This window comes from Pseudogemmobacter sonorensis (assembly GCF_042762395.1).
In the GTDB taxonomy this organism is placed as follows: Bacteria; Pseudomonadota; Alphaproteobacteria; order Rhodobacterales; family Rhodobacteraceae; genus Pseudogemmobacter; species Pseudogemmobacter sonorensis.
Map to the genome: position 1 here is coordinate 1 of NZ_JBEFZE010000040.1, position 24,360 is coordinate 24,360.

Annotated in this window: 16 protein-coding genes; 8 read left to right on the forward strand and 8 right to left on the reverse strand. The window is 69.8% G+C overall.

What is annotated here, in order from left to right:
* Positions 1 to 169: 169 nt before the first annotated feature.
* Positions 170 to 1,405, reverse strand: a complete 1,236-nt coding sequence (locus tag ABNX41_RS19260) for an MFS transporter (protein ID WP_438671320.1) — start codon at positions 1,403 to 1,405, stop codon at positions 170 to 172.
* 215 nt (positions 1,406 to 1,620) lie between these two features.
* Between ABNX41_RS19260 and ABNX41_RS19265 the strand changes: the two genes are divergently transcribed.
* Positions 1,621 to 2,271: a DNA-3-methyladenine glycosylase family protein gene (locus ABNX41_RS19265; protein WP_438671321.1), complete on the forward strand. Its 651-nt coding sequence runs from the start codon at positions 1,621 to 1,623 to the stop codon at positions 2,269 to 2,271.
* Positions 2,268 to 2,927, forward strand: a complete 660-nt coding sequence (locus tag ABNX41_RS19270; protein WP_438671322.1) for an alpha/beta hydrolase — start codon at positions 2,268 to 2,270, stop codon at positions 2,925 to 2,927. The genes ABNX41_RS19265 and ABNX41_RS19270 overlap by 4 nt, the downstream gene beginning before the upstream one ends.
* Before the next feature lie 257 nt (positions 2,928 to 3,184).
* Here the strand turns inward: ABNX41_RS19270 and ABNX41_RS19275 are convergent, their stop codons facing one another.
* The 6 genes from ABNX41_RS19275 to ABNX41_RS19300 all read right to left on the reverse strand — a co-directional run bounded on the left by ABNX41_RS19275 (position 3,185) and on the right by ABNX41_RS19300 (position 11,577).
* Positions 3,185 to 4,186, reverse strand: coding sequence for an SLAC1 family transporter (locus tag ABNX41_RS19275; RefSeq protein ID WP_438671323.1), 1,002 nt, complete (start codon positions 4,184 to 4,186; stop codon positions 3,185 to 3,187).
* A 735-nt stretch (positions 4,187 to 4,921) separates the two neighbouring features.
* Complete coding sequence (locus tag ABNX41_RS19280) at positions 4,922 to 6,013, reverse strand: ABC transporter ATP-binding protein (protein WP_438671324.1); 1,092 nt, start codon at positions 6,011 to 6,013, stop codon at positions 4,922 to 4,924.
* 4 nt (positions 6,014 to 6,017) lie between these two features.
* Entirely contained in the window at positions 6,018 to 7,631 is a 1,614-nt protein-coding gene (locus ABNX41_RS19285; protein ID WP_438671346.1) for an alpha-amylase family glycosyl hydrolase, read from the reverse strand.
* A 9-nt stretch (positions 7,632 to 7,640) separates the two neighbouring features.
* Positions 7,641 to 8,780, reverse strand: coding sequence for a carbohydrate ABC transporter permease (locus ABNX41_RS19290; protein ID WP_438671325.1), 1,140 nt, complete (start codon positions 8,778 to 8,780; stop codon positions 7,641 to 7,643).
* 13 nt (positions 8,781 to 8,793) lie between these two features.
* On the reverse strand, positions 8,794 to 10,026 hold the full coding sequence (locus ABNX41_RS19295; RefSeq protein WP_438671326.1) for a carbohydrate ABC transporter permease: 1,233 nt from the start codon (positions 10,024 to 10,026) through the stop codon (positions 8,794 to 8,796).
* Between the two features lie 228 nt (positions 10,027 to 10,254).
* A complete protein-coding gene (locus ABNX41_RS19300; protein WP_438671347.1) occupies positions 10,255 to 11,577 on the reverse strand; it encodes an ABC transporter substrate-binding protein in 1,323 nt (440 codons plus the stop codon).
* Between the two features lie 537 nt (positions 11,578 to 12,114).
* Here ABNX41_RS19300 and ABNX41_RS19305 point away from each other — a divergent pair.
* The gene (locus tag ABNX41_RS19305; protein WP_438671327.1) at positions 12,115 to 13,140 is read left to right on the forward strand and encodes a glucokinase; all 1,026 of its coding nucleotides are present in this window, start codon (positions 12,115 to 12,117) and stop codon (positions 13,138 to 13,140) included.
* A gap of 45 nt (positions 13,141 to 13,185) precedes the next feature.
* On the opposite strand, the gene ABNX41_RS19310 is transcribed toward ABNX41_RS19305, so the two are convergent.
* Positions 13,186 to 13,884 (reverse strand): type 1 glutamine amidotransferase, encoded by a 699-nt coding sequence (locus ABNX41_RS19310; RefSeq protein WP_438671328.1) that lies wholly within the window; start codon positions 13,882 to 13,884, stop codon positions 13,186 to 13,188.
* A 410-nt stretch (positions 13,885 to 14,294) separates the two neighbouring features.
* Between ABNX41_RS19310 and guaB the strand changes: the two genes are divergently transcribed.
* The 5 genes from guaB (at position 14,295) to lon (ending at position 24,069) form a co-directional block, all read left to right on the forward strand.
* Positions 14,295 to 15,743, forward strand: coding sequence for an IMP dehydrogenase (gene guaB / locus ABNX41_RS19315; RefSeq protein ID WP_438671329.1), 1,449 nt, complete (start codon positions 14,295 to 14,297; stop codon positions 15,741 to 15,743).
* 42 nt (positions 15,744 to 15,785) lie between these two features.
* Positions 15,786 to 16,964, forward strand: a complete 1,179-nt coding sequence (locus ABNX41_RS19320) for an RsmB/NOP family class I SAM-dependent RNA methyltransferase (protein ID WP_438671330.1) — start codon at positions 15,786 to 15,788, stop codon at positions 16,962 to 16,964.
* Between the two features lie 123 nt (positions 16,965 to 17,087).
* On the forward strand, positions 17,088 to 19,376 hold the full coding sequence (locus tag ABNX41_RS19325; RefSeq protein ID WP_438671348.1) for a hybrid sensor histidine kinase/response regulator: 2,289 nt from the start codon (positions 17,088 to 17,090) through the stop codon (positions 19,374 to 19,376).
* A gap of 848 nt (positions 19,377 to 20,224) precedes the next feature.
* Positions 20,225 to 21,355: a tRNA guanosine(34) transglycosylase Tgt gene (gene tgt, locus ABNX41_RS19330; RefSeq protein WP_438671331.1), complete on the forward strand. Its 1,131-nt coding sequence runs from the start codon at positions 20,225 to 20,227 to the stop codon at positions 21,353 to 21,355.
* Between the two features lie 308 nt (positions 21,356 to 21,663).
* Positions 21,664 to 24,069, forward strand: coding sequence for an endopeptidase La (gene lon / locus ABNX41_RS19335; protein ID WP_438671332.1), 2,406 nt, complete (start codon positions 21,664 to 21,666; stop codon positions 24,067 to 24,069).
* The last annotated feature ends 291 nt before the right edge of the window (positions 24,070 to 24,360 follow it).

A 24,360-nucleotide genomic window follows, 5' to 3' on the forward strand; every position in this document is an offset into this window, starting at 1 on the left:
GCCTGCGGCTGCGCGGCCCGCGCTGCTGGCGGGCTGGCAGACGGCGGCGCTTTTGCGTCTTGCGCGGCGCATGCCCGGCGCGGTGGCGACGGGCGGGCTGGCGGCGTCGGAATTCTCGCGCCGCGGCGGGCTCTTGTGGCAGGCGTTCTCGGGGCGCTGGTAGTCCGCGCTATCGCGTCTCTTTCGGGCGCAGGGCGAACCAGATCAGCGCCCCCCCCGCCAGGACGAGGAAGGGCAGCATGGCCATGTTCACCAATTGCCAGCCCTGTTCCACCGATCCGCCCGAGCAGTTCATCAGCCCGCCCGAGGACAGCGAGGCCAGCGTCACCCCCCCGAAGACGATGGTGTCGTTCAGGCCCTGAAGCCGTCCGCGCTCGCCCCCCCTCTGCTCGCGCGTCAGCATCGCCGTGGCGCCGATGAAACCGAAGTTCCAGCCCAGCCCCAGCAGCACCAGCGCGGCGAAGAAATGGCCGAGCGCCACCCCCGACATCGCCACCGCGCCCGCGCCCGCCAGGATGAAAAGCCCGGTCGCCACCACCTTCTCGGCGCCGAAGCGGGCGATCAGATGGCCGGTGAAGAAGCTGGGCAGATACATCGCCAGCACATGGGCCGAGACCACATCCGCCGCATTGGCGCTGGTGAAGCCGCAGCCCACCACCGCCAGCGGAGACGAGGTCATCACAAGGTTCATCAGCGCATAGGACACCGTGGCGCAGACGATCGAGACCAGGATGGCGGGCTCGCGCAGCAGCGCGCGGCGCGAGCGGGGGGCGCTCTCGGCGCGGAGCGCGCCCGCCTCGGTCGCGGTTTCGGGCGGCGGGACCTTCAGGAACAGGAACAGCACCGGCCCGATCAGGTTCAGCGCCATCACGGCGGCATAGCTTGCCATGAAGGGGACCAGCCACAATTCGGCCGTCAGCTTGACGATCTGCGGCCCGATCAGCGCGGCGAAAAGCCCGCCCGCCATCACCCAGGAAATCGCCTTGGGGCGGAAGGCCTCCGAGGCGCTGTCGGCGGCGGCGAAGCGGTAGAAGCCCTGCGCGCTCATGTAGATGCCGGTCAGGAAGGCGCCAAGGCAGAACAGGGCGAAGCTGCCGCTCCACAGCCCGGCGGCGCCGAAGGCCCCCCCCGCCGCGCCCCCCAGCGTGCCAAGCGCGAAGCCCGCGCGCCGCCCGAACCGCTGCATCACCGCCGAGATCGGCGTCGCCGCCAGCATCGAGCCCAGCACCGAAAGCGTGATCGGCAGCGTGGCCCAGCAGATGTTCGGCGCAAGCGACTGCCCCGCCAGCCCGGCCACGGTGAAGACGATGGGCATTTGCGCGCCAAGCACCGCCTGCGCGATCACGAGAACGATCACATTGCGCCGGGTATCCGAATTGGAAGAAATTTGCTGAGTCGTGTCCATGGGGCGCAGCTAAGGCCTTCCAGCGGGGAAGAGGCAAGGGCCGTTCACGCCCGCGCCGTGTTTTCCCCGGCCTGCGGGGCCCAGGGCGGGCATGGCCCTTTGCCGCAGCCATCCTTGTTGCCGCGCCGCTCCCGGCGTTCGGGGCCGTGCCTGCGTTCAGGGCGGGGCTTGCGCCGCTGGCCGGGCTGGGGGCAGGATCCTTCCCGGGAAGGCAGATGCGGGGGGCAGGGCGCGTGAACGAGCGGATCATCGAAACCGGCGCCTGCCTGGTCGAGGGGGCGGCCTTCCTCGCCGCGGCGGATCCGCGCATGGCCCATGCGCTGTCCCTGACCGGCGAGTTGCCGCTGCGGCGGCAGGCGGACGGGTTCGCCGCGCTTCGGGACGCGATCCTGGGCCAGCAGGTCTCGGTCGCCTCGGCGCGGGCGCTGCGGGCGCGGCTGGAGGCGGCGGGCCTGGCAGACGAGGCCGCCGCCGCCCTGGCGGGCGAGGCGGATCTGCGCGCCGCGGGGCTGTCGCGGCAGAAGGCGCGCTATGTCTCGGCGCTGGCCCGGGCGGGGCTGGACTACGGCGCCCTGCGCGCCGCGCCCTCCGAAGAGGTGATCGCCACCCTTGTCGCCCTGCCGGGGATCGGCCGCTGGACCGCCCAGATCTACGCCATGTTCGCGCTTGGCCGCGCCGATGTCTTCGCCCCCGCCGATCTGGCGCTGCAAGAGGCGGCGCGGCGGCTTTACCAACTGCCCGAACGCCCGTCGGAGCGCAGCCTGCGCGCGCTGGCCGAGGGCTGGTCGCCCTGGCGGGCGGTTGCGGCGCGGGTCTTGTGGGCCTACTACCGTATCGAGAAGGGCCGCGAGGGGATCATGGCATGAGAGAGCTGAAATTCGCCCGCAAGGGCGCGGCGCAGGGGGCGGCGCGCTCGCTGGTCGTCTTCGTCCACGGCTATGGCGCCGACGGGGCCGATCTTCTGGGCCTGGCCGATGTGCTGGCGCCGCATCTGCCCGGCGCGGCCTTCGTCGCCCCCGATGCCCCCGAGCGGGTCACCGGCAATCCCTTCGGGCGGCAGTGGTTCCCGATCCCCTGGCTGGACGGATCCTCCGAGGAGGCCGCGCGCGAGGGGCTTCTGGCCGCGGCCCGCGATCTCGACGCCTTCCTCGACGCCCGCCTGGCCGACGAGGGGCTGGAGCCCGGGGCGCTGGCGCTGGTCGGCTTTTCGCAGGGCGCGATGATGAGCCTGCATATCGGCCCGCGTCGGCCTGCGCCAGTGGCGGGGATCGTCGCGATCTCGGGTCGGCTTCTGGTCCCCGAGCGCCTGGCCGAGGAGGCGCGGGTGAAGCCGCCGGTCCTGCTGATCCATGGCGATCAGGATCCGGTGGTGCCCTTCGAGGACATGTCGCTGGCCGGGAATGCGCTGGTCGCGGCGGGGTTCGAGACCTTCGGCCATGTCATGCGCGGCACCGGCCACGGCATCGCACCCGACGGATTGGGCGCGGCGCTCGGTTTCATGAAGGAGCGGCTGCCGGGCTGAGCGGCGCCTCCGGGGTCCTCGGCTCTGCGGTGGAGCTGCGCTGCGGTGGAGCTGCCCCGGGGGGCCTGTTTTCAAGGGCCTGTTTTCGGGTGCGATCCCCGGGCCGCCGCTTGCCGGATTTCGCGCCCGATCTCTGGGTCCCCGATCTCTGTGCCCGCGATCTCTGTGCTCCGGGGCGATCTGCGGCCCGGATGTTTCCGTTTTCGAAGGCCCACAGGCCCAGCGGGCTTCAGGCCGAAAGACTCAGGGGCAAAGACTCAGGCCCGGGCCGCATTGGTCAGCGCCGCCAACCGACCGCCGGGCCAGCGCCGCAGCACCTGCCAGCCCAGCACCGGCACCACCACCAGCGCGACGCCCAGAAGGCCGACGCCAAGGCTCGCCGTCATGCCCTCCTGCGCGATCAGCGCGCTGGCGGTCGCGGCCAGCGGAAAGCCGAAGGCGGCCCGCAGCGGCGTCTCGCCCCCTCGCAGCAGCCAGCCCAGCCCGAGTGCCATCGCAACCAGCATCGCAAGCGCCAGCCCGGTCATCAGGGTGGCCGTGGTGCTCCACCCCAGCCCGGCGGCGGTCAGGGCCAGAAGGCTCGCGGGGGCCAGGTGGATCGCCAGCGCCGGACGCAGCGGCGGCGGCGGCGGGCGGCGCAGCGCCTCGACCAGGCAGGCGATCCAGATCGTGGTGGCCACCGGCAGCGCGAAGACGAAAAGCCCGCGCGCAAGCCCCGGCAGGTCCAGCGCCAGCGCCGCGGGGCCGCCCAGGATGAAGCCGGAGAGGACCAGGTGCCAGCCCGGCTCGGGCCGTCGCGCCTCGGGCGGGGCCGTGCGTAACGCCCGCAGCACCGCAAGCGCGATTCCCGCATGCAGCGCCAAAGACAGCGCCAGCAGCGCGACGCCCGCGCGCGGCGCATGGGCCGAGAGCAGCGCCGCCGCCGCCATCCCCCCGGCGCTGGCCGCCGCCAGACCGGCGCGGGACGGGATCACCCGCAGATCCTCGGCCAGGACGGCGGGGCGGCGCAGGATCTTCGCCGCCATGGCGAACAGCGCGAACCCCCAGAGCGGCAGCGCGAGCCCGGCCAGCAGATCCGCCGCCGCCTGCGGCAGGTCGAGCCGCGAAAGCCCCGCCCGCAGCGCCAGCGCCAGACCCAGCAGCCCCAGGATGGGCGGAAAGATCGCCGGGGGCGTGCGCGCGAACGCCCGCTCGCGGCGCGGCGGGAATTCGGGCGGCGGATAGGCGCGGGGGCGGGGTCGGATCTGCGGCGTCGCCATGGGGGTCTTTCCGGGCAGGGGGTAGGGGCTTGGGTCGGAGGGGCGTCTTCGCATTCATACGCCGTTCCACCGCCTTCGCGCCAGATCCTGCGGGCCGCGCCGCCCGGCTCCGGGCCGCGACCCATCGGCGCAAGGCCGCGCCGTCATGAGGCCGGTGGATGGGGACAGAGGGGCCCGAGCTGTCACGATAGCGCAGGCGGGTGCGGGTGGAAGCACGAGCGGGGGGGCATCACGATGTTGCCATTGGGCGGGGTCGTCGGCGTCACCATGAAGAGGGTGGAGCGGGATGGCCACCGATCCAGCGCCCTCGGCAAAGCCTGGTCGTGTTCGAGGCTGTTGCCATGAAGCCGGGGCGTCGGCGTCACCACGAAGAGGGTGGGGCGGGTTGGCCACCGATCCAGCACCCGCGACAAAGCCTCCTGGTGTTCTAGGCTGTCGTCGGGAGGCGGGGGAGCGTCGGCCTTACCAGGAAGAGATGGGGCGGGGTGGCCATCGACCCAGAATTCTCGGCAAAGTCCCGCCGTGTCCGAGGCAGTTGCAATGAGGTGGGGGGAGCACCACGAAGAGGGGTGGTGCGCCATCCGCGACCGGCCCGCGTGATGCCCGAGGTTGTCGTCATGCGGCAGGCGGGCGGGGCGGGCCCTCGCTTCCGGCGACGGCACCACGCGCGGGCGGCTCGGCGCTTGCCATGCGCGCCGACCCCAGGCCCGGGGAAGGCGCCCTCGCCCGTGCGGCTCAGCGGTAGAGCAGCGACTGGCCGTCGGCGAAAAGATGCACCTTGGCTGGATCGGCGCCGAGGCGCAGGGTCTGGTGCCGCAGGCCGGGATGGATGCCGGGCAGTTTCGCCACCACCTGCGGGCCGGAGACCTCGCGGGCCAGATAGAGCAGCGTGACCTCGCCAAGCGCCTCGGTGATCTCGACGCGGCCCTCGAAGGTCGCCTCCTCCGCCTCGGGCCGGGGCGCCAGATCCTCGGGCCGCACGCCGATGTTGACGGCGCGGCCCAGGTCCCCGGGCAGGCTGGGCACCAGCGAGACCGCCCGCCCGCCCTGCGCCAGCGCGACCGTGGTGCGCGCGCCGGTCTCGACCACCTTGCCGGGGGCGATGTTCATCGCGGGCGAGCCGATGAAGCCCGCGACGAATTCGTTCCGGGGGCGCTCGTAAAGCTCCAGGGGCGGGCCGACCTGGGCGATGCCGCCACCCGCCAGCACCACGATGCGGTCGGCCAGGGTCATCGCCTCGACCTGGTCGTGGGTGACGTAGACCATGGTCGAATCCGGCATCTGTTCCTTCAACTGCGCGATCTCGATCCGCGTCGCCACCCGCAGGGCGGCGTCCAGGTTCGAGAGCGGCTCGTCGAAGAGATAGACCTTGGGATCGCGCACGATCGCCCGCCCGATCGCCACGCGCTGGCGCTGGCCGCCCGAAAGCGCCTTGGGCAGCCGGTCGAGCAGGGGTTCGAGCTGCAAGATCCTGGCGGCGCGGGCGATGGCGGCATCGATCTCGGCGCGCGGGCGGCCCGCGATCTTCAGCGCAAACCCCATGTTGTCGCGCACCGTCATATGGGGATAGAGCGCGTAGCTCTGGAACACCATGGCAATGCCGCGCTGCGCGGGCGGCACGTCGTTCATGCGGCGGCCGTCGATCTCGAAGGTGCCGCCGGTGATCCGCTCCAGCCCGGCGATCATGCGCAGAAGGGTGGATTTGCCGCAGCCCGAGGGGCCGACGAAGACCACCAGTTCGCCGGTCGTGATCTCAAGGTCGATGCCGGACAGCACCTTGACCTCGCCATAGGCCTTTTCGACGCCCGTGAGTTTCAGATCGGCCATCGGATCACGCCCCCGCCCAGATCGCGAAACCCCAGCCGGGAAGCGTGCGCGTCCCCGGGGCCACGCCGCCCAGATCCCCGGCGATGTCGCGCCAGGATCCGGCGGGCGAATCGAGCGGCGCCGGATCGTCGCCCAGGTTGAAGATGCAGAACAGGCACGAGCCCCCGGGCCCCTCGCGGGTGAAGGCGAATGTGTCGCCCGAGACCGTCGGCGCCCCCATGCCGCCCTGCGACAGGATCGGATGGGCGCGGCGCCAGGCCAGGGCGGCGCGGTAGAATTCCAGCAGCGATCCGGCCTCGCCCTCCTGCGCGGCGACCGAAAGCGGCAGATGCGCGGGCGCCACCGGCAGCCATGCGCGCGCGGCGGTGGTGAAACCGGCCTGTTCATCGTCCCGCCGCCAGGCCATCGGGGTGCGGCAGCCGTCGCGGCCCTTGAATTCGGGCCAGAATTCGATGCCATAGGGGTCCTGCAGATCCTCGAAGGCGACATCGGCCTCGGGGAGGCCGAGCTCCTCGCCCTGATAGAGGCAGACCGAGCCGCGCAGCGACAAGAGCAGCACCAGCCAGCCTCGCACGGCGGCGGGGCCCAGGTTCCAGCGGGTGACATGGCGCACCACGTCATGGTTCGAAAGGCTCCAGCACGGCCAGGCGTCGGGCGCCTCGGCGGCAAGCTGGGCGAAGGTCCGGCCAAGCGCCTCCGCGCTGACGCGCGCGGGTTGCAGCAGTTCGAACGGGTAGCACATCTGCACCTTGTCGCCGCCCGAGGTATATTCCGCCATGATCTGGAGCCCGCGCTCGGCATCGCCGACCTCTCCGACCGCCGCCGCGCCGTAGGGGGCAAGCACGGATCGGAATTTCCTCAGGAATTCAAGGTTTTCCGGGCGGCTCTTGTCAAAGAGGTGCATCTGGTGGTTGTAGGGGTTCACCTTGGGCGCGGTGCGGTCGTTGCGCTCTTCGGGCGGAAGGGGAGGATTGTCGCGCAAGTTCTTGTCGTGGAAGTAGAAATTGATGGTGTCGAGACGGAACCCGTCCACGCCGCGCTCCAGCCAGAAGCGGGTCGCCTCCAAGAGGGCGGCCTGGACCTCGGGGTTGTGGAAGTTCAGGTCGGGCTGGCTGGCCAGGAAGTTGTGCAGGTAATATTGCTCGCGCCGCGCGTCCCAGGCCCAGGCCGAGCCGCCGAAGATCGACAGCCAGTTGGTGGGGGGCGTGCCGTCGGGCCTTGGATCGGCCCAGACATACCAGTCGGCGCGCGGATTGTCGCGGCTGGCCCGGCTTTCGCGGAACCAGGGATGCCGGTCCGAACTGTGCGACAGCACCAGGTCGATCATGACGCGGATCCCCAGATCATGCGCCCGCGCCACCAGCGCGTCGAAATCGGCCAGCGTGCCGAACATCGGATCCACGTCGCGGTAATCCGACACGTCATAGCCGAAATCCTTCATCGGCGAGGTGAAGAACGGGCTGATCCAGATCGCATCGGCGCCAAGCCGCGCGACATGATCCAGCCGCGCGGCGATGCCGGGCAGGTCGCCGATGCCGTCGCCGTTCGAATCCTGGAAGCTGCGGGGATAGATCTGATAGATCACCGCGCCGCGCCACCAGTCGGGGTTCTTTTCCATGGTCATGTCTCACTTTACCGATCCGGCCAGCAGGCCGCGCACGAGGAATCTCTGCATCGAGAAGAACACCGCCAGCGGCACCGCGATCGACACGAAGGCCGAGGCCGAGAGGATCTCCCAATCCCCGCCGCGCGATCCCATCAGGTTCACCAGATTGCCGGTCAGCACCTGCTGGTCGTTGCCGGTGCCCAGAAAGACCAGCGCCACCAGAAGGTCGTTCCAGGTCCAGAGGAACTGGAAGATCGCGAAACTGGCCAGCGCGGGGAAGGACAAGGGCAGGATGATGCGAAGGAAGATCTGGAACTCGGTCGCGCCGTCGACGCGGGCGTTCTCGATGATGTCGCGGGGCAGGCCGACCATGTAGTTGCGCAACAGATAGATCGCCAGCGGCAGGCCAAAGCCGGTATGCGCCAGCCAGATCCCCAGATAGCCCTTGCCGATCCCGACGGCGTTGTGAAGCTGCAAGAGCGGGATCAGCGCCAGTTGCAGGGGCACCACCAGGAGCCCCACCACGAAGGCCACCAGCAGCGCGCGGCCGGGAAACTCCATCCAGGCCAGCGCATAGGCCGCGAAGGCGGCGACCAGGATCGGGATCACCGTCGCCGGGATCGCCACGGTCAGGGTGTTGAGGAAGGCCTGGCCGATCGACTGGCCCGCCAGGGGCGAGAACAGCACGTTGCGGTAGTTGCGGGTGGTGAATTCGGGCGGGGTGGAGGCGGTGACGAAGACCCGCGGCAGCCTTGCGCCCTGGCTGGGCCGGTCCGAGGTCAGGGTAAAGCCGCCATCCGCCGCGACGGTCAGCGCCATCCCCTCGGAAAGGGGGGCGGTCTCGCCCGCCGCATAGGCCTCGGGCGCGCGCGAGGAACTGCCCCAGCGGCTGATCCGGGCGCCCTCGGCGGCGAACAGCCGCCCCTCGATCACGAAAAGCCCGTCGCGCTCCACCTCGGTCCCGGCAAGGCGGATGGCGGGAAGCTGCGCCTCCTGCGTGGTGAGGGCGCGCCACCAGCCCGAGGCGGTGATCTGGTCCGAGCTGCGGAACGACGACACCAGAAGCCCCACGACCGGCACCACCCACAGCACCACCAGCGCCGCCACCGAAAGATGCACGATCCAGGAAAGAAGGGGCCTGCGGCCGACGACATGTTCCATCTTCGCCCTCTCCTCAGCGCATCTCGCGGCGCGCGTTCCACACGTTCCAGACCAGGATCGGCGTCACCAGCGCCATGATCACCATGGCCGCCGCCGATCCCATGCCCTGGTCGAAGGCGCGGAAGAACTTGTCATACATGTAATTGGCCAGCACCTGCGTCTCCCACTGGCCGTTGGTCATGGCAAGCACGATGTCGAAGACCTTCAGCACGGTGATGGTGATCGTGGTCCAGACCACGACGATGGTCGACAGGATCTGCGGCACCTTGATCTGGAAGAAGATCTGGAACGGATTGGCGCCGTCCAGGATCGCGGCCTCGATCGTGTCCTCGGGGACGCCCCGGATCGCGGCGGAAAGGATCACCATGGCAAAGCCGGTCTGGATCCAGACCAGCACCGCCATCAGGAAGAACGAGTTCCAGAACGGTTTCTGCAACCAGATCTGCGGCTGGCCATAGGGCAACTCGCGCGTCAGTATCGCCGGAAGCCAGCCCGCAAGCGCCAGGGCCAGCGCCGCCGCCGCCGCGATTCCGGCCAGCCGCGCCGCCCGCGCGCGCAGGCCCGAGATATGCAGGTCCGGGGCGCGCGCCATCCCGCGCAGGCCGCGCCACGCCAGCCAGCCCAGCCCCAGCACCAGCGCCGCCACGCCAAGCGCGGGCAGCAGGCGCAGGAACAGCCACGACCCCGCCCCGCCCTCGAACCGCAGCCAGATCGCGTTCAAGAGGCCGATCTGCGGCAGGCTGGCCTCGCGCGCGTCGTAGACCAGCTTCCAGATCACGCTGGCGCCGACGAAAGAGATCGCCATCGGCATGAAGATCAGCGATTTCGCCAGGTTGCCCCAGCGGATCCGGTCGGTGAGCTGCGCCGCCAGCAGGCCGATGGCGGTCGAGGCGGCGGGCACCACGATCAGCCACAGCATGTTGTTGAGGAAGGATTCGCGGAATTTCGGCTCGGAGGCCATGGCGGCGTAATTCGCCAGCCCGACGAAGCCGCCGTCGCGCCCCTGCAGGGACAGGATCAGCGTCGCCAGCACCGGCCAGGCCAGATAGAGGCACAGGAAGAACAGCGCCGGAAACAGGAAAAGCCAGGGCCGCACCGCCTGGGCCCTGGCGATGTTGCGCCCCGCCTGCGGCCCGCGCGCGGGAAACACCACCCGGTCGAGCAGCGCATTCGCCAGCCAGAAATAGCCGATGCAGCCGCCCACGCCGAGCGCGATCACCGTGGCGGCCTGAAGGGCGGGATGCATGGCGGTCCTTTCGTTCTGGCCCGTCGTTCTGGCCCGGGCTTGTTCGGGCCTCGGGGCTCGGGGCTCGGGGCTCGGGGGGCCGGGGCTTGGGCTCGGTGTCCGGCCTGCGCGGGGGGCGGGCGGGCCCGCCCCGGGGCTCGGTGCGCCCGGCGTCGCGGTGCCGGGCGCGGGGGGCTTACCCTGGAGACTTACCCTGTAGGCTTACTCGGACGGCTTACCTCGGGGGGCTTACTTCGGCCAGCCGGCCTCGATGGCATCGGCCACCGCCTGGGCCGAACGGCCGCCGACATAATCGACCATGCCGGTCCAGAAGCTGCCCGCCCCCACCGCGCCCGGCATCAGGTCCGAGGCGTCGAAGCGGAAGGTGGTGGAATCGAGCAGGATCTCGCCCTGCTTGCGCGCGGCCTCCGAGGCGTAGCTGTCGAGGCTTGCGCCCTTGAACGGGGTCAGGAAGCTCGATTGCGCCATCCAGACCTCATGCGCGATCGGGGTCTTCAGCCATTCGATGAAGGCGCGCGAGGCCTCGGTCTCGCGGGTGATCATCACCAGCGTCCCGGCCCCCAGCACCGGATTGCCCAGATCCCTGCCTGCATAGGAGGGGAAATAGAAGAAATCGGCATCCACCCCCAGCTCGGTCCCCTCGGGGAAGAACGAGGGGATGAACGAGGCCTGATGGTGCAGGTAGCATTGCGGCGGCGAGGAGAACAGCCCCTTGGGGCTGTCGCGGAAATCGGTCGAGGCGACGGCGGCGCTGCCCCCGGCGACGAAAGCGTCGTTCCGGGCGAACCAGCCGAATTCCTCGATCGCCTCGACCACGCGGGGATCGTTGAAGGGGATCTCGTGGCTGACCCATTGGTCGTAGACCTCGGGCGGCTGGACGCGCAGCATCATGTCCTCGACCCAGTCGGTCGCGGGCCAGCCGGTGGCGCCGCCCGATCCCAGCCCGATGCACCATGGCGTGCCGCCGTCCTCGACGATCCTCTCGGTCAGCGCCTTGAGGTCTTCGAGCGTCCCGGGCACCTCGTAGCCCGCATCCTCGAAATTCTCCGGCACATACCAGACCAGGGATTTCACGTCGATCTTGTAGGGAAAGCCGTAAAGCGCCGATGCGCCGTCGGGCCCGGCGAAAGAGCCAAGCCCGACCCAGCTTTCGCCCGCGGCGTAGTTCTCTTCAAGCCAGGCGCTTGTGTCCTCGCCAAGGGGGGCGACCTGGCCCTTGCGCACCAGTTCGGCGATCAGGCCGGGCTGGGGCAGGATGGCGATGTCGGGCGGGCTTCCGGCGGCGGTGTCGATGACGATCTGCTGCTCGTAGTTCTCGGACGAGGAATAGCGGATCGTCGCCCCGGTCGCGGCCTCGAAATAGGCGTAGACCGCCTCGAACAGCACCTGATCCTCGCCGCGCCAGGGGCCGAAGATGGTCAGGCTCTGGCCGGAAAGGTCGTGCGCGGCGGCGAAATCTTCATGGCTTTGCCAGTTGAAGTCGCCCTCGCCGGGGGGAAACAGCAGATCCTGCGCGGCGGCGGGCAGGGGTGCCAGGGCCGCGCCGAGCATCCCCGCGCCGATGGCGAGCGCGCCGATCCCGCCCCTGCCGGTCGCCCGGGCCCTGCGCGAGGGGCGGACAGGCCCCATCGAAGGACGGACCCGTCCCGTCGTCAGATCTCGTTTCATCCTCAACCTCCCCCTTTGCCCGCGCCTTGCGGGCAGGATACCGGATCGGCCGGAGAAGGCGCCGCGCGCCGCTTCCCCTCTCGGGGGCGCGCGATCCCCGCGGTGTCGCCCGCTGCGCCTGAAAGGCGCGTCCCGGTGGCGTCCTCCCGCCTTCGGGGGGGGGGCTTCCGGGGCGCGGGAATCGGTCCGGCCGCTCGAATGCGGAAACGATGGCCCGGAGCGGGGGGGCTGTCAAACCCTAAGGATATTATGCGCTTGCAGCATAATGCTGCAGCGGCGGCGGGCGGGTGGCTGAGAGGGGCCGCGCACGCGGGAGCGACCTGGAGCTTGACGGGGCTTGCGGTGCGGCCCGAAAGCCCCTTATCCCCGGGTTGCGGCGCGCCATTCTGCGCCGCTCGGGCGAATGCGGAGGGGCGGCATATGGCGCTGGCGGTTCTGGCCGATATCGGCGGCACCAATACGAGGGTCGCGCTGGCCGAGGGCGGGCGGGTCCAGACCGCGACGCTGCGGCGTTTCGCCAATGCCGGTTACGCCGCGCGGGGGCAGGACATCGGCGCGATCCTGCGCGACTATCTGGCGCCCCATGCCGGCCTGCGGCCCGAGACGGTCTGCGTCGCCGCCGCAGGCCCCGTGCGCGACGGCGTGGCGCGGATGACCAATCTCGACTGGGTGATCGGCGCCGACCTGCTGCGCGACGCCACCGGCGCGCGGCGGGTCGAGGTGTTGAACGACCTTCAGGCCCAGGGCCATGCGCTTGGCCATATCGCGGCCGAGAACCTGCGCCCGCTGGTTCCCGCTCCGGCCTCGGGCACGGCTTCCGGCGGGGGGCATGCGGGCGCGATGCTGGTCCTTGGCCTGGGCACCGGGGTCAATGCCGCGCCGGTGCATGGCAGGGGGGCGGGGCGGGTGGTCCCGGCCTCGGAATGCGGGCATGTGAACATGCCGGTGCGGCAGGAGGCCGACCTGCGCCTTCTGCGCTTCGTCGAGGCGCGGCTGGCCGGGCAGGGCGCGCCGGTCCATTGCGGCATCGAAGAGGTGCTCTCGGGGCGCGGCCTTGCCATGCTGCATGCCTTCGCCGCCGATGAGGCGCGAGTGGAATCCGGTGTGGAGGGCCCGGCGCTGCAATCGGCCGGGGTGCTGGCGGCTCTGGCGGCGGGTGATCCGGTGGCGATCGCCGCGGCCAGGGCCTATACCCGGATCCTGGGCCAGGTTCTGGCCGATCTCGCGCTGATCCATCTGCCCTTCGGCGGGATCTACCTGATCGGCGGCATGGCGCGGGCCATGGCGCCGCATCTGGTCCGCTTCGGCCTGGCCGAGGGGTTTCGCGACCTTCGCCGCGTCGATCTGTTGCGGCACCATTTCGGCGTGACCCTGATCGAGGACGATTTCGCCGCCCTGACCGGCTGCGCGGCCTGGTCCGAGGCGCTGGCCGCCGCAAGCGGCTGAGGCGGGCGGTCGGGGCGCTGGCGGTCGGGCGCCGGGGCCCCGGGTTCAGATCAGCCCGACCCAGGCCCGCGCCAGCGCGAGGCCATGGCCATCGGCCTCGGCGCCCCGCGTGGCGGCCAGCCCGGGCAGCGCCCGGTGCCAGCCCGGGGCATTGGCCTCGGTCAGTTCGGGAAACTCCCGGCTCCAGTCCGCGACCACGGCGCGTGAGGCCTCGAAATGGAACCGGGTCGCATAGCCCGCGCGGCCGATGCGGAAGGCCTGGGCGCTCGCGACCGGGCTTTGCGCCAGATGGACCGCGCCCTCGGGCAGGCTGAACGTATCGGAATGCCACTGGAAGATCGGGAAGACCGCGGGCTGCGCGGCGAAGAGCGGATCGGCGCGCCCGGCCTCGGTCAGGGTGACGTCGCACCAGCCGAATTCGCGCGCGGTGCCAAGGTGGTTCGTCGCCCCGAAGGCCCGCGCCATCACCTGCGCGCCAAGGCAGATCCCCAGCACCGGAAGGTCCTGCGCGACATAGGCGCGGATCAGGTCGGCCAGCGCCGGAAGATAGGGGTGCGAGGCATCGTCGCGCGCCGATTGCTCGCCGCCGAAGACCACCAGCGCATCGGCCTGGGCGCGCGCCGGGGGCAGGGGCTCGCCGCGAAAGGGCTTGTGAAGGTCGATCTTCGCCGCGCGCTCGTGCAGCGCGACGCCGATCTGGCCGTGATGGGTGATGGCGGTGTTCTCGACGATGGCGACGCGCATGGCACGGCTCCGGCTTCGGGGGGGCACCGCGCCAGACAGCACGGGCCTGGCGGCTATGCAAGCCGTGCCGATCGGCGAGTCGGGCCCGATGGTTGGAGGGACGGCGGGCGCGGGCGGCCGCCCGCCGGTCGGCTCGGGCAGTCGACCTGGGGGGAAGGCGCCGATATGGAACCTGGGGCCGGGCTTGTGGGCAAGGCGGGGTCCGAGGTCCGGGGGAAGGCTCGCCGCACGACCCCCCACGACAGGCCCCCACAACAGCCTTTGCGTGTTGGCCCCGGGTCGGCGCTCGTGGGCAAGGTCGCGCGGGTGGGGGCTGCGATTTCCGCCGCGACCCGGGGCGTTTCCTCTTGCGCGCGGGCCGGGTTGGTGAAACAGGGAACCGCCAAACGATCATCCCCGAGGAGATTCCCATGGAGATTCGTGAGGCGCTCACCTTCGACGACGTGCTTCTGGTTCCCGCCGCCAGTTCGGTCCTGCCGGGGACGGCGGATACCGCCACCTTCGTCACCCGCTCGATCCGCATGAACATCCCGCTGCTGTCGAGCGCGATGGACACGGTGACCGAGGCGCGCATGGCCATCGCCATGGCCCAGTCGGGGGGCATCGGGGTGATCCACCGCAATCTGGACATCGAGGCGCAGGCGCGCGAGGTCAGCCGGGTGAAAAGGTTCGAATCCGGCGTGGTCTATGCGCCGATCACCCTGCGCCCGGACCAGACGCTCTCCGACGCCAAGGCCTTGATGGAGCGCTACAACATCACCGGCTTTCCGGTGGTCGACGGCGACGGCCGCGTCGTCGGCATCGTCACCAACCGCGACATGCGCTTCGCCTCGGACGACCGCACGCCGGTCTCGGTGATGATGACCTCGGAGAACCTCGCCCTGCTGCACGAGCCGGTGGACCGCGAACAGGCGATCAGCCTGATGAAGGCGCGCCGGATCGAGAAGCTTCTGGTCACCGACGGCGCTGGCAAGCTCACCGGCTTGCTGACCCTGAAGGATACCGAGCAATCGGTGCTCAACCCCCAGGCCTGCAAGGACGAGCTGGGGCGGCTGCGGGTCGCGGCGGCCTCGACCGTCGGCAACGACGGGTTCGAACGCTCAAAAGCGCTGATCCAGGCCGGGGTCGACATGGTGGTGATCGACACCGCCCATGGCCATAGCGAGGGCGTCGCCATGGCGGTGGAGCGGATCAAGAATTTCTCGAATTCGGTGCAGGTGGTCGCGGGCAACGTGGCGACGGCCGAGGCCACCCGCGCCCTGATCGCGGCGGGGGCGGATGCGGTCAAGGTGGGCATCGGCCCGGGCTCGATCTGCACCACGCGGATCGTCGCGGGCGTCGGCGTGCCGCAACTGACCGCGATCATGGATGCCGCCGGGGCGGCGGGGGACGTGCCGGTGATCGCCGATGGCGGCATCAAATATTCCGGCGATTTCGCCAAGGCGATCGCGGCGGGGGCATCCTGCGCCATGGTCGGATCGGCCATCGCGGGCACCGACGAAAGCCCGGGCGAGGTGATCTTGTGGAATGGCCGCTCGTTCAAGAGCTATCGCGGCATGGGCAGCCTTGGCGCCATGGCGCGCGGCTCGGCCGACCGCTATTTCCAGAAGGATGCCGCCGCCGAAAAGCTGGTCCCCGAGGGGATCGAGGGTCAGGTGCCCTACAAGGGCTCGGTCGCGACGGTGCTGCACCAGATGGTGGGGGGGCTGCGCGCCGCCATGGGCTATACCGGCAATGCCACCGTGGCCGAGATGCGCAAGAATTGCGGTTTCGTGCGGATCACCGGGGCCGGGCTGAAGGAAAGCCATGTCCATGACGTGCAGATCACCCGCGAAAGCCCGAACTATCGCGTGGGCTGAGGCGGTGTCTGCCGTGTCCGACCGTCCGGGCGGGACGCGCTGATGCGCCCCGCGGGCCGCGCGCAGGCGGCGATCTGGGTGCTTGAGCGCATCCTTGGCGGCAGGCCCGCCGAGGCCGCGCTGACCGAATGGGCGCGGGCCTCGCGCTATGCCGGCTCGGGCGACCGGGCGGCGGTGCGCGACATCGTGTTCCAGGCCCTGCGCCGCCGCCGCTCGGCCGCGGCGCTTGGCGGCGCGCGTGCGGGCGAGGCGACGGGCAGGGCGCTGGTCCTGGGCCTTGCGCGGGCGGAGGGGCTGGAGGGGGAATGGTTCGACGGCAGCCCCCATGCGCCGCCGTCCCCCGGCCCCGACGAGGCGCCGCGCCCGCCGGAGGGGGCCGAGGCGCTCGACCTGCCCGACTGGCTGCTGGCGCCCCTGCGCGATTCCCTCGGCGCGGATTTTCCCGCCGTGGCCGAGGCCCTGCGCCACCGCGCCCCGGTGGTCCTGCGGGTGAACGCGGCCCGGATCGACCGGGCGGCGGCGGCGGCGCGGCTTGCGGACGAGAGGATCGCGACCCGCCCGCATCCGCTGGCCGATTTCGCGCTTGAGGTCACCTCGGGCGCGCGGGGGATCCAGGCCTCGGCCAGTTTCGCCGAGGGGCTGGTCGAGTTGCAGGACGCCGCCTCGCAGGCGGTGGTCGAGGCGCTGCCCCTGCGGGACGACATGCGGGTGCTGGACCTTTGCGCGGGCGGCGGCGGCAAGAGCCTTGCCATGGCGGCGCGGGCGAAGGTGACGCTTTTCGCCCATGACGCCGCGCCGCGCCGCATGGCCGACCTGCCCGCCCGGGCCGCCCGCGCCGGGGCCTCGCTGCATCTGTCGGACCGGCCCGAGGCGGACGGCCCCTTCGATCTGGTCCTGTGTGACGTGCCCTGTTCCGGCTCGGGCAGTTGGCGGCGCGATCCGGCGGGGAAATGGGCGCTGACGCCCGCGCGCCTGGCCGAACTGCTTGTGATCCAAGGCGAAATCCTGGACCGCGCGGCGGGGATGGTGGCGCCGGGGGGATGGCTGTCGCATGTCACCTGCTCGTTCCTGCGCCAGGAGAACGAGGATCAGGTCGCGGCTTTCCTGGCCCGCCATCCCGGCTGGACCTGCCGCGCGCAGCGCCGTTTCGGCCCGATCCAGGGCGGAGACGGATTTTTCTTCGCACTTTTGACGCACGCAGGCGAAAATCCCTCAACTTGAGGATGTTTTTTCGGCCCGATTAAGTCACGATTAACGGATTGGACGGCCTATGGTCTGCGGGGAAATCAGCGCCCCGGACGGAGGGACCGGGTGATCGGGACGGAAAGCGAAATCAGGACGGTGATGGCCACGGCGCGCGGCCTGCGGATAAGGTTGATCTGGCTGGTTGTCCTGGCGGCGGGGCTGCTCGCGCTGGCCCTGGGGCTGGGGGACGGGGCGCTGCGGCTGACCATGGTGCTTTCGGCGCTGACGCTGGTCGCGGTGGCGCTTGGCATCGCGGGGCTGGCGCGTCTCTCGGCCTGGAGCGCGGAGCGGCGCGCACAGATGATCGCGGCGCTGGTGGGCGAGGATGCCGCGCCCTGTTTTGCCACCGACGACCTGGGCCAGATCCTGTATCGCAACGGCAGCGCCAAGGCCCGGTTCGGCGCCGAACCGGCGCGGACGCTGGTCGGACTTCTGCATGAGGTGATCGCCTCGCCCTCGGCGGTGCTCTACCGGTTGCAGCAGCGCGCCGCCGCCTCCGGCGCCGCGCGCGAGGATGTGGTGACGCGGCGCGGCCATCTGCGGATCTCGGTCCACCGCATCGCGCCCGCGCGCTTCCTGTGGCGGCTGGAGGAGTTCCAGGATCGCGGCCCGGCGGGCCGGGGCGGGGCCGAGGGGCTGAGCCTGCCGATGGTGGTGGCCAATCGCGGCGGGGTGGTGCTGTTTTCCAACGAATCGATGCGCCGGATCCTGGGCGAGCGGCCCAAGCGGCTGGACCGGATCTTCGCCCAGCCCCGCTTCGTGTCCGGCGAAGAGGTGCGGGTGCGCGCCGCCGACGGCCCCCTGCGCGCCATCGTGGCCGAGGTCGACGGGGCGGGCGACCGGCGCGAGATCTATCTGGTGCCCTCGGCGCTTGGCGACGAGCCCGACACGATCCCCACCGATTTCGAGAATGTGCCGGTCGCGCTGCTGAAATTCGCCGGGGACGGCGGGTTGCGGGCGGCCAATGCGGCGGCGCGCGGCCTGCTGGGCGCGGCCTTCGCCCCGCATCTGTCGTTCCACGAATTGTTCGAGGATCTGGGTCGCCCGGTCAGCGACTGGCTGGCCGATGTGATCGCGGGCCGCCTGCCCGCGGGGGCCGAGGTGCTGCGGCTGCGCCTGGGGGAGGAGGAGCATTTCGTCCAGGTCCAGCTCAGCCGCTTCATCGAGAACGGCCGCAGCGGCGCGCTGGCGATTTTGTCGGATGCGACGGCGCTGAAACGGCTGGAGGCGCAGTTCAACCAGGGCCAGAAGATGCAGGCGGTCGGCCAGCTTGCGGGCGGGATCGCGCATGATTTCAACAATCTGCTGACCGCGATCTCGGGCCATTGCGACCTGCTTTTGCTGCGGCGCGACCGCGAGGATACCGATTTCGCCGATCTGGAGCAGATCCGCCAGAACACCAATCGCGCGGCGGCGCTGGTCAGCCAGCTTTTGGCCTTCTCGCGCAAGCAGACGCTCAAGCCCGAAAGGCTGGACCTGCAGGAGGTGGTCTCCGAGGCGACCCATCTGCTCAACCGCCTGGTGGGCGAGCGGGTGGCGCTGCGGGTCTCGCATGATCCCGCGCTCGGCCCGATCCGGGCCGACCGGCGGCGGATGGAACAGGTGCTGATGAACCTTGTCGTCAATGCGCGTCATGCCATGCCCTCGGGTGGCACGATCACCATCGAGACCGAGGCGGTCACGCTTGGCATCGCGCTGGAGCGCGCCGGGGCGCGGCTGCCCGCGGGCGATTATTCGCTGATCCGGGTCAAGGATACCGGTTGCGGGATTCCGCCCGACCGGATCGACAAGATCTTCGAGCCCTTCTTCACCACCAAGCGCCCGGGCGAGGGCACCGGGCTGGGCCTGTCGACTGTCTACGGCATCGTCAAGCAATCGGGCGGTTTCGTCTTCGTCGAAAGCGTGCTCGACCAGGGCACGACGTTCGAGCTGTTCTTCCCGGTGCAGAGCCAGCCCGACCCGCCGCCCGTCGAGGTGGACCCCGAACTGCTGCCCCGGCCGATTTCGGCATTGCAGCGCGACGGTTCGGGCGTGGTGCTGCTGGTCGAGGATGAGGCCCCGGTCCGCGCCTTTGCCAGCCGCGCGCTGCGGCTGCGCGGCTATACCGTGCTGGAGGCCGAGAATGCCGAGGAGGCGCTGAAGACGCTGGAGGATCCGCTGCTCCAGGTCGATGTCTTCGTGACCGATGTGGTGATGCCGGGGATGGATGGGCCAAGCTGGGTCCGGCGCGCCTTGGAGGACCGGCCGGATGTGCGGGTGGTCTTCGTCTCGGGCTATGCCGAGGATGCGCTCAGCGAAGACCAGGCGCGGATCCCGAATTCGGTCTTTCTGCCCAAGCCCTTCTCGCTGACCGACCTGACATCGACGGTCCAGGGGCAGTTGCATTGACGCCCCCTGCGGCAGGAGGCGCGGCGTGAGGGGAGGGGCGTTCGGCAATGGCGACTGACGGCTAGGTTGAGGCGCTAGGGCAGGGGTGGGCTTCGTCGCCGGGGCGGGCGGAACAGCACCCGGGCCACCGCGACCCCAGCCCGGCGTTTGGCGGTCCGTGCATCGCCTTGTGCGGTGCTTGTGCGAAATTGTGCGGTGCTTGTGCGAAAGGCCTATCTGGCGCGTATGGAGAAGCCTGTGCGGCGCGCATACTGAGGGGCTTGCACGGCGCGCATACTGAGGGGCTTGCACGGCGCGCATGCGCGAGGGATGCGCTGGGCCTATGCTGAGAGGCCCCGAATCATACCAAGGCGTTTCGCCACAGAAATTGGATGCGGAGAGGGCTGTGCGGGGCGACGATATGCGGACCTGCGGATATGCGGCATGTGGAACTGCCGACATGCGGCGCCCTGATACGCGAAACCGCCGGTTCGCATCCATGCCACCATATCGGCGCCTGCCCTTGTCGGCTTCTGTCCTTGTCAGTTCCTGCCCAGATCGGCTCCTGCCCAGATTGGTCTCTACGCGTGTCGGCGCCTGCCCATTCGGACCTGCCGGTTTCTATCCGCGCCGATCGGCATATGTGGTTTGCGGCGAAATGCCCCGCCGCACCCCTCGCAACTCCGAACCCGACCGCCATGTCCTGCATAGTCATTCTCCGCGCCCCCGCGTCTCGCCCGGGCATGTCCCGCACCGGCCCGCCACGGGGCCGACCGGCGCGGCGAAACGCAACCCTTCCGCAAGGCTTGGCAATCGGCCCGATATGGCGCAGGAAGGCGCTGTTTCACTTCCAGGGCGGATCAGGGCGGATGGCGACGGGTTTCGGCTTCACGGTTCAGGCGACGGACGGACGGGCGCGCCAGGGCATCATCGCCACCCCCCGGGGCGAGATCCGCACCCCCGCCTTCATGCCCGTCGGCACCGCCGCCACCGTCAAGGCGATGCTGCCCGAAAGTGTCGCGGCGACCGGCGCCGACATCTTGCTGGGCAACACCTACCATCTGATGCTGCGCCCGGGGGCCGAGCGGATCGACCGGCTGGGGGGGCTGCACCGTTTCATGAACTGGGACCGCCCGATCCTGACCGATTCCGGCGGCTTCCAGGTCATGAGCCTGGCCGGGCTGCGGAAACTGACCGAGGAGGGGGTGAGGTTTTCCTCCCATATCGACGGCTCCAAGCACATGCTCTCGCCCGAGCGGTCGATGGAGATCCAGAAGCTGCTCGGCTCGGACATCGTGATGTGTTTCGACGAATGCCCGGCGCTGCCCGCGGGCGAGGCGGAGGTCGAGAAATCCATGCGGCTGTCGATGAGATGGGCGCTCAGATCGCGCGAGGCCTTCGGCGACCGGCCGGGACACGCGCTTTTCGGCATCATGCAGGGCGGCGTCACGCCGGAGCTGCGCGAGGAAAGCGCCCGCGCCCTGACCGAAATCGGCTTCGACGGCTATGCGATCGGCGGGCTCGCGGTGGGAGAGGGGCAGGCGGCGATGTTCGGCGTGCTCGACTATGCGCCAGGCTTCCTGCCAGAGGACCGGCCGCGCTACCTGATGGGGGTCGGCAAGCCCGACGATATCGTCGGCGCGGTGCAGCGCGGCGTCGACATGATGGATTGCGTGCTGCCCTCGCGCTCGGGCCGCACCGGCCAGGCCTGGACGCGCCGGGGCCAGGTCAACCTGCGCAACGCCCGCCACCAGGACGACCCGCGCCCGCTGGACGCGGAATGCGCCTGCCCGGCCTGCCGGGGCTATTCGCGTGCCTATCTGCACCATGTGCTGCGCGCGCAGGAGATCATCGCCTCGATGCTGCTGACCTGGCACAACCTGCATTACTATCAGGAGTTGATGGCGGGCCTGCGCGAGGCCATCGGCCAGGGGCGGCTCGACGCTTTCGTCGCCGAATTCCACGCGCGGCGCGGCGAGGGCGATATCGAGCCGATCTGACCCGGCCCGACCCGCCGCCCGCTGCGGCCGTTTCCCGGCGCCTCGCGCCCCCGGGCCAGGTCTTCGCCCCGACCCTGCCCCGGGATTGGGAGGGTTTCGTCCCTTGACCCCGAGGGTTTTGCCCCCCGATGGGGAGGGCTTCGCCTCTTGCGGCTGCGGCGGCAGGCGCTAAACTCACGCGATACGTGATCGGACCGCAGCTTGAAAACGCGCGTTTCGCGACACAAGTTGTCACAAATCCGATGGAGACGGCGATGGCTGCCGATGGCCGGGGCCGCACCGTCTGCCGAAAGTCGAAGGATGACCGAATGAGCGAATTTTCCTCCAGCAGCTACCCCGTCCTGCCGCTCCGCGATATCGTGGTCTTTCCCCATATGATCGTGCCGCTGTTCGTCGGCCGGGAAAAATCCGTGCGGGCGCTGGAAGAGGTGATGCAGGACGACCGCCAGATCCTGCTGTCCAGCCAACTCGACCCCACCGTGGACGACCCCACCGCCGATGGCATCTACCGCACCGGCGTCCTGGCCAATGTGCTGCAGCTTCTGAAGCTGCCCGACGGCACCGTGAAGGTGCTGGTCGAGGGCAAGGCCCGCGTCCGCATCAGCGATTTCATCGACAATCCCGCCTATTTCGAGGCCACCGCCGTCCTGCTTGAGGAAAGTCTGGGCGACGAGGCCTCGGTCGAGGCGCTGACCCGCGCGGTCGGCGACGAATTCGAACGCTACGCCAAGATCAAGAAGAACATCCCCGAAGAGGCCATGGCCGCGGTTTCCGAAACCCGCGAACCGGCGCGGCTGGCCGATCTGGTCGCGGGCCATCTGGGCGTCGATGTGGCGATCAAGCAGGGCCTTCTGGAAACCCTTGTCGTGGCCGAGCGGCTGGAGAAGGTCTACGGCCAGATGCAGGGCGAGCTTTCGGTGCTGCAGGTCGAGAAGAAGATCAAGTCCCGCGTCAAGACCCAGATGGAGAAGACGCAGCGCGAATATTATCTGAATGAGCAGATGAAGGCCATTCAGAAGGAATTGGGCGACGGCGAGGACGGCCAGAACGAGATTGCCGAACTGGAAGAGCGGATCTCCAGGACCCAGCTTTCCAAGGAGGCGCGCGAAAAGGCCGAGGCCGAGGTCAAGAAGCTGAAGTCGATGTCGCCGATGTCGGCCGAGGCGACGGTGGTGCGGAACTATCTCGACTGGCTGCTCGGCGTGCCCTGGGGGGTGAAGTCGCGCACCAAGAAGGATCTTCCGGCGGCACAGAAGGTGCTGGACGCCGACCATTTCGGGCTGGAAAAGGTCAAGGAGCGGATCGTCGAATATCTGGCGGTCCAGGCGCGCTCGGCCAAGCTCAAGGGCCCGATCCTGTGCCTCGTCGGCCCGCCGGGCGTGGGCAAGACCTCGCTGGGGCGTTCGGTGGCCAAGGCCACGGGGCGCGAGTTCATCCGCATCTCGCTCGGCGGCGTGCGCGACGAATCCGAGATCCGCGGCCACCGGCGGACCTATATCGGCTCGATGCCGGGCAAGATCATCCAGGCGCTGAAAAAGGCCAAGACCACCAACCCGTTGATCCTGCTGGATGAAATCGACAAGATGGGCCAGGATTTCCGGGGCGACCCGGCCTCGGCGCTGCTGGAGGTGCTCGACCCCGAACAGAACGGCTCTTTCGTCGATCACTATCTTGAGGTCGAATACGACCTGTCGAACGTGATGTTCATCACCACGGCGAACAGCTACAACATGCCGGGGCCGCTTCTGGACCGGATGGAGATCATCCCGCTCTCGGGCTATACCGAGGATGAAAAGCGCGAGATCGCGCGCCAGTATCTGTTGCCCAAGCAGATCAAGGCCAACGGGCTGCGCAAGGGCGAATTCTCGGTCCCGGACGAGACCTTGAACCACGTCATCCGCTATTACACCCGCGAGGCCGGAGTGCGGAACCTTGAGCGCGAGATCGCCAAACTGGCCCGCAAGGCGGTGACCGAGATCCTCAAGGGCGCCACGAAATCCGTCGATGTGACGCCCGAGAAGGCCGAGGATTACCTGGGCGTCCGGCGCCACCGCTACGGTCTGGCCGAGAAAGAGGATCAGGTCGGCGTGGTGACGGGCCTGGCCTGGACCAGCGTGGGCGGGGATCTGCTGCATATCGAGGCGCTGAAACTGCCCGGCAAGGGGCGGATGAAGACCACCGGGAAGCTGGGCGATGTGATGAAGGAATCCATCGACGCGGCATCGAGCTATGTGCGCTCGATCAGCCCGCAGCTCGGGATCCGGCCGCCGAAGTTCGACACGCTGGACATCCACGTCCATGTGCCGGACGGGGCGACGCCCAAGGACGGTCCCTCGGCGGGCCTGGCGATGGTGACGGCGATCGTCTCGACGTTGACCGGGATCCCGGTCAGGAAGGACATCGCCATGACCGGCGAGGTGTCGCTGCGTGGCAATGCCATGCCGATCGGGGGGCTGAAGGAGAAGCTGCTTGCGGCGCTGCGCGGCGGCATCCGCACCGTCTTCATCCCCGAGGAGAACGAGAAGGATCTGGCCGACATTCCCGAGAATGTGAAGGAAGGGCTTGAGATCGTTGTCGTTTCCCATGTGCGTGAGGTTCTGGCCCGCGCGCTGACCCGCCAGCCCGAGCCGGTGGAATGGGACGAGGCCGCCGAAGAGGCCGCCGCGGCCGCCCGCCGGGCGGCGGCCGAACTGCCGGCCCAGATCGCGCATTGAGCCGGATCGCCCGCCGGGCCGGTTCGGTGGGCGTGCGGACGGGAAAAAGCGGGGGCGCGGGCCGGTCTGGGCCGCGCCCTTTCGTATTTCGTGCCCTTGGCCGTTTCACTGGCCGGGGGCCTGAGGGCGCATGGCGCTTGGGTCTCCTTGCGGGCTGCGTTTTCCGTGGGGCATCTCCGGGCTGAGAAAAGGCGTCGGGACCGGGCTTTGCCTCGGCCCCCGGTGGGATCCCCCGAGATAATCCGGGACGGCGATCCGTGGCCGTGCTTCGGGCCTCGCGCCCAGGCCGTG

Excerpts from the sequence above, each read along its gene's own strand:
- ABNX41_RS19260 (WP_438671320.1), bottom strand. The coding sequence starts at position 1,405 with ATGGACACGACTCAGCAAATTTCTTCCAATTCGGATACCCGGCGCAAT.
- ABNX41_RS19265 (WP_438671321.1), top strand. The coding sequence starts at position 1,621 with ATGCGGGGGGCAGGGCGCGTGAACGAGCGGATCATCGAAACCGGCGCC.
- ABNX41_RS19270 (WP_438671322.1), top strand. The coding sequence starts at position 2,268 with ATGAGAGAGCTGAAATTCGCCCGCAAGGGCGCGGCGCAGGGGGCGGCG.
- ABNX41_RS19275 (WP_438671323.1), bottom strand. The coding sequence starts at position 4,186 with ATGGCGACGCCGCAGATCCGACCCCGCCCCCGCGCCTATCCGCCGCCC.
- ABNX41_RS19280 (WP_438671324.1), bottom strand. The coding sequence starts at position 6,013 with ATGGCCGATCTGAAACTCACGGGCGTCGAAAAGGCCTATGGCGAGGTC.
- ABNX41_RS19285 (WP_438671346.1), bottom strand. The coding sequence starts at position 7,631 with ATGGAAAAGAACCCCGACTGGTGGCGCGGCGCGGTGATCTATCAGATC.
- ABNX41_RS19290 (WP_438671325.1), bottom strand. The coding sequence starts at position 8,780 with ATGGAACATGTCGTCGGCCGCAGGCCCCTTCTTTCCTGGATCGTGCAT.
- ABNX41_RS19295 (WP_438671326.1), bottom strand. The coding sequence starts at position 10,026 with ATGCATCCCGCCCTTCAGGCCGCCACGGTGATCGCGCTCGGCGTGGGC.
- ABNX41_RS19300 (WP_438671347.1), bottom strand. The coding sequence starts at position 11,577 with ATGCTCGGCGCGGCCCTGGCACCCCTGCCCGCCGCCGCGCAGGATCTG.
- ABNX41_RS19305 (WP_438671327.1), top strand. The coding sequence starts at position 12,115 with ATGGCGCTGGCGGTTCTGGCCGATATCGGCGGCACCAATACGAGGGTC.
- ABNX41_RS19310 (WP_438671328.1), bottom strand. The coding sequence starts at position 13,884 with ATGCGCGTCGCCATCGTCGAGAACACCGCCATCACCCATCACGGCCAG.
- guaB (WP_438671329.1), top strand. The coding sequence starts at position 14,295 with ATGGAGATTCGTGAGGCGCTCACCTTCGACGACGTGCTTCTGGTTCCC.
- ABNX41_RS19320 (WP_438671330.1), top strand. The coding sequence starts at position 15,786 with ATGCGCCCCGCGGGCCGCGCGCAGGCGGCGATCTGGGTGCTTGAGCGC.
- ABNX41_RS19325 (WP_438671348.1), top strand. The coding sequence starts at position 17,088 with ATGGCCACGGCGCGCGGCCTGCGGATAAGGTTGATCTGGCTGGTTGTC.
- tgt (WP_438671331.1), top strand. The coding sequence starts at position 20,225 with ATGGCGACGGGTTTCGGCTTCACGGTTCAGGCGACGGACGGACGGGCG.
- lon (WP_438671332.1), top strand. The coding sequence starts at position 21,664 with ATGAGCGAATTTTCCTCCAGCAGCTACCCCGTCCTGCCGCTCCGCGAT.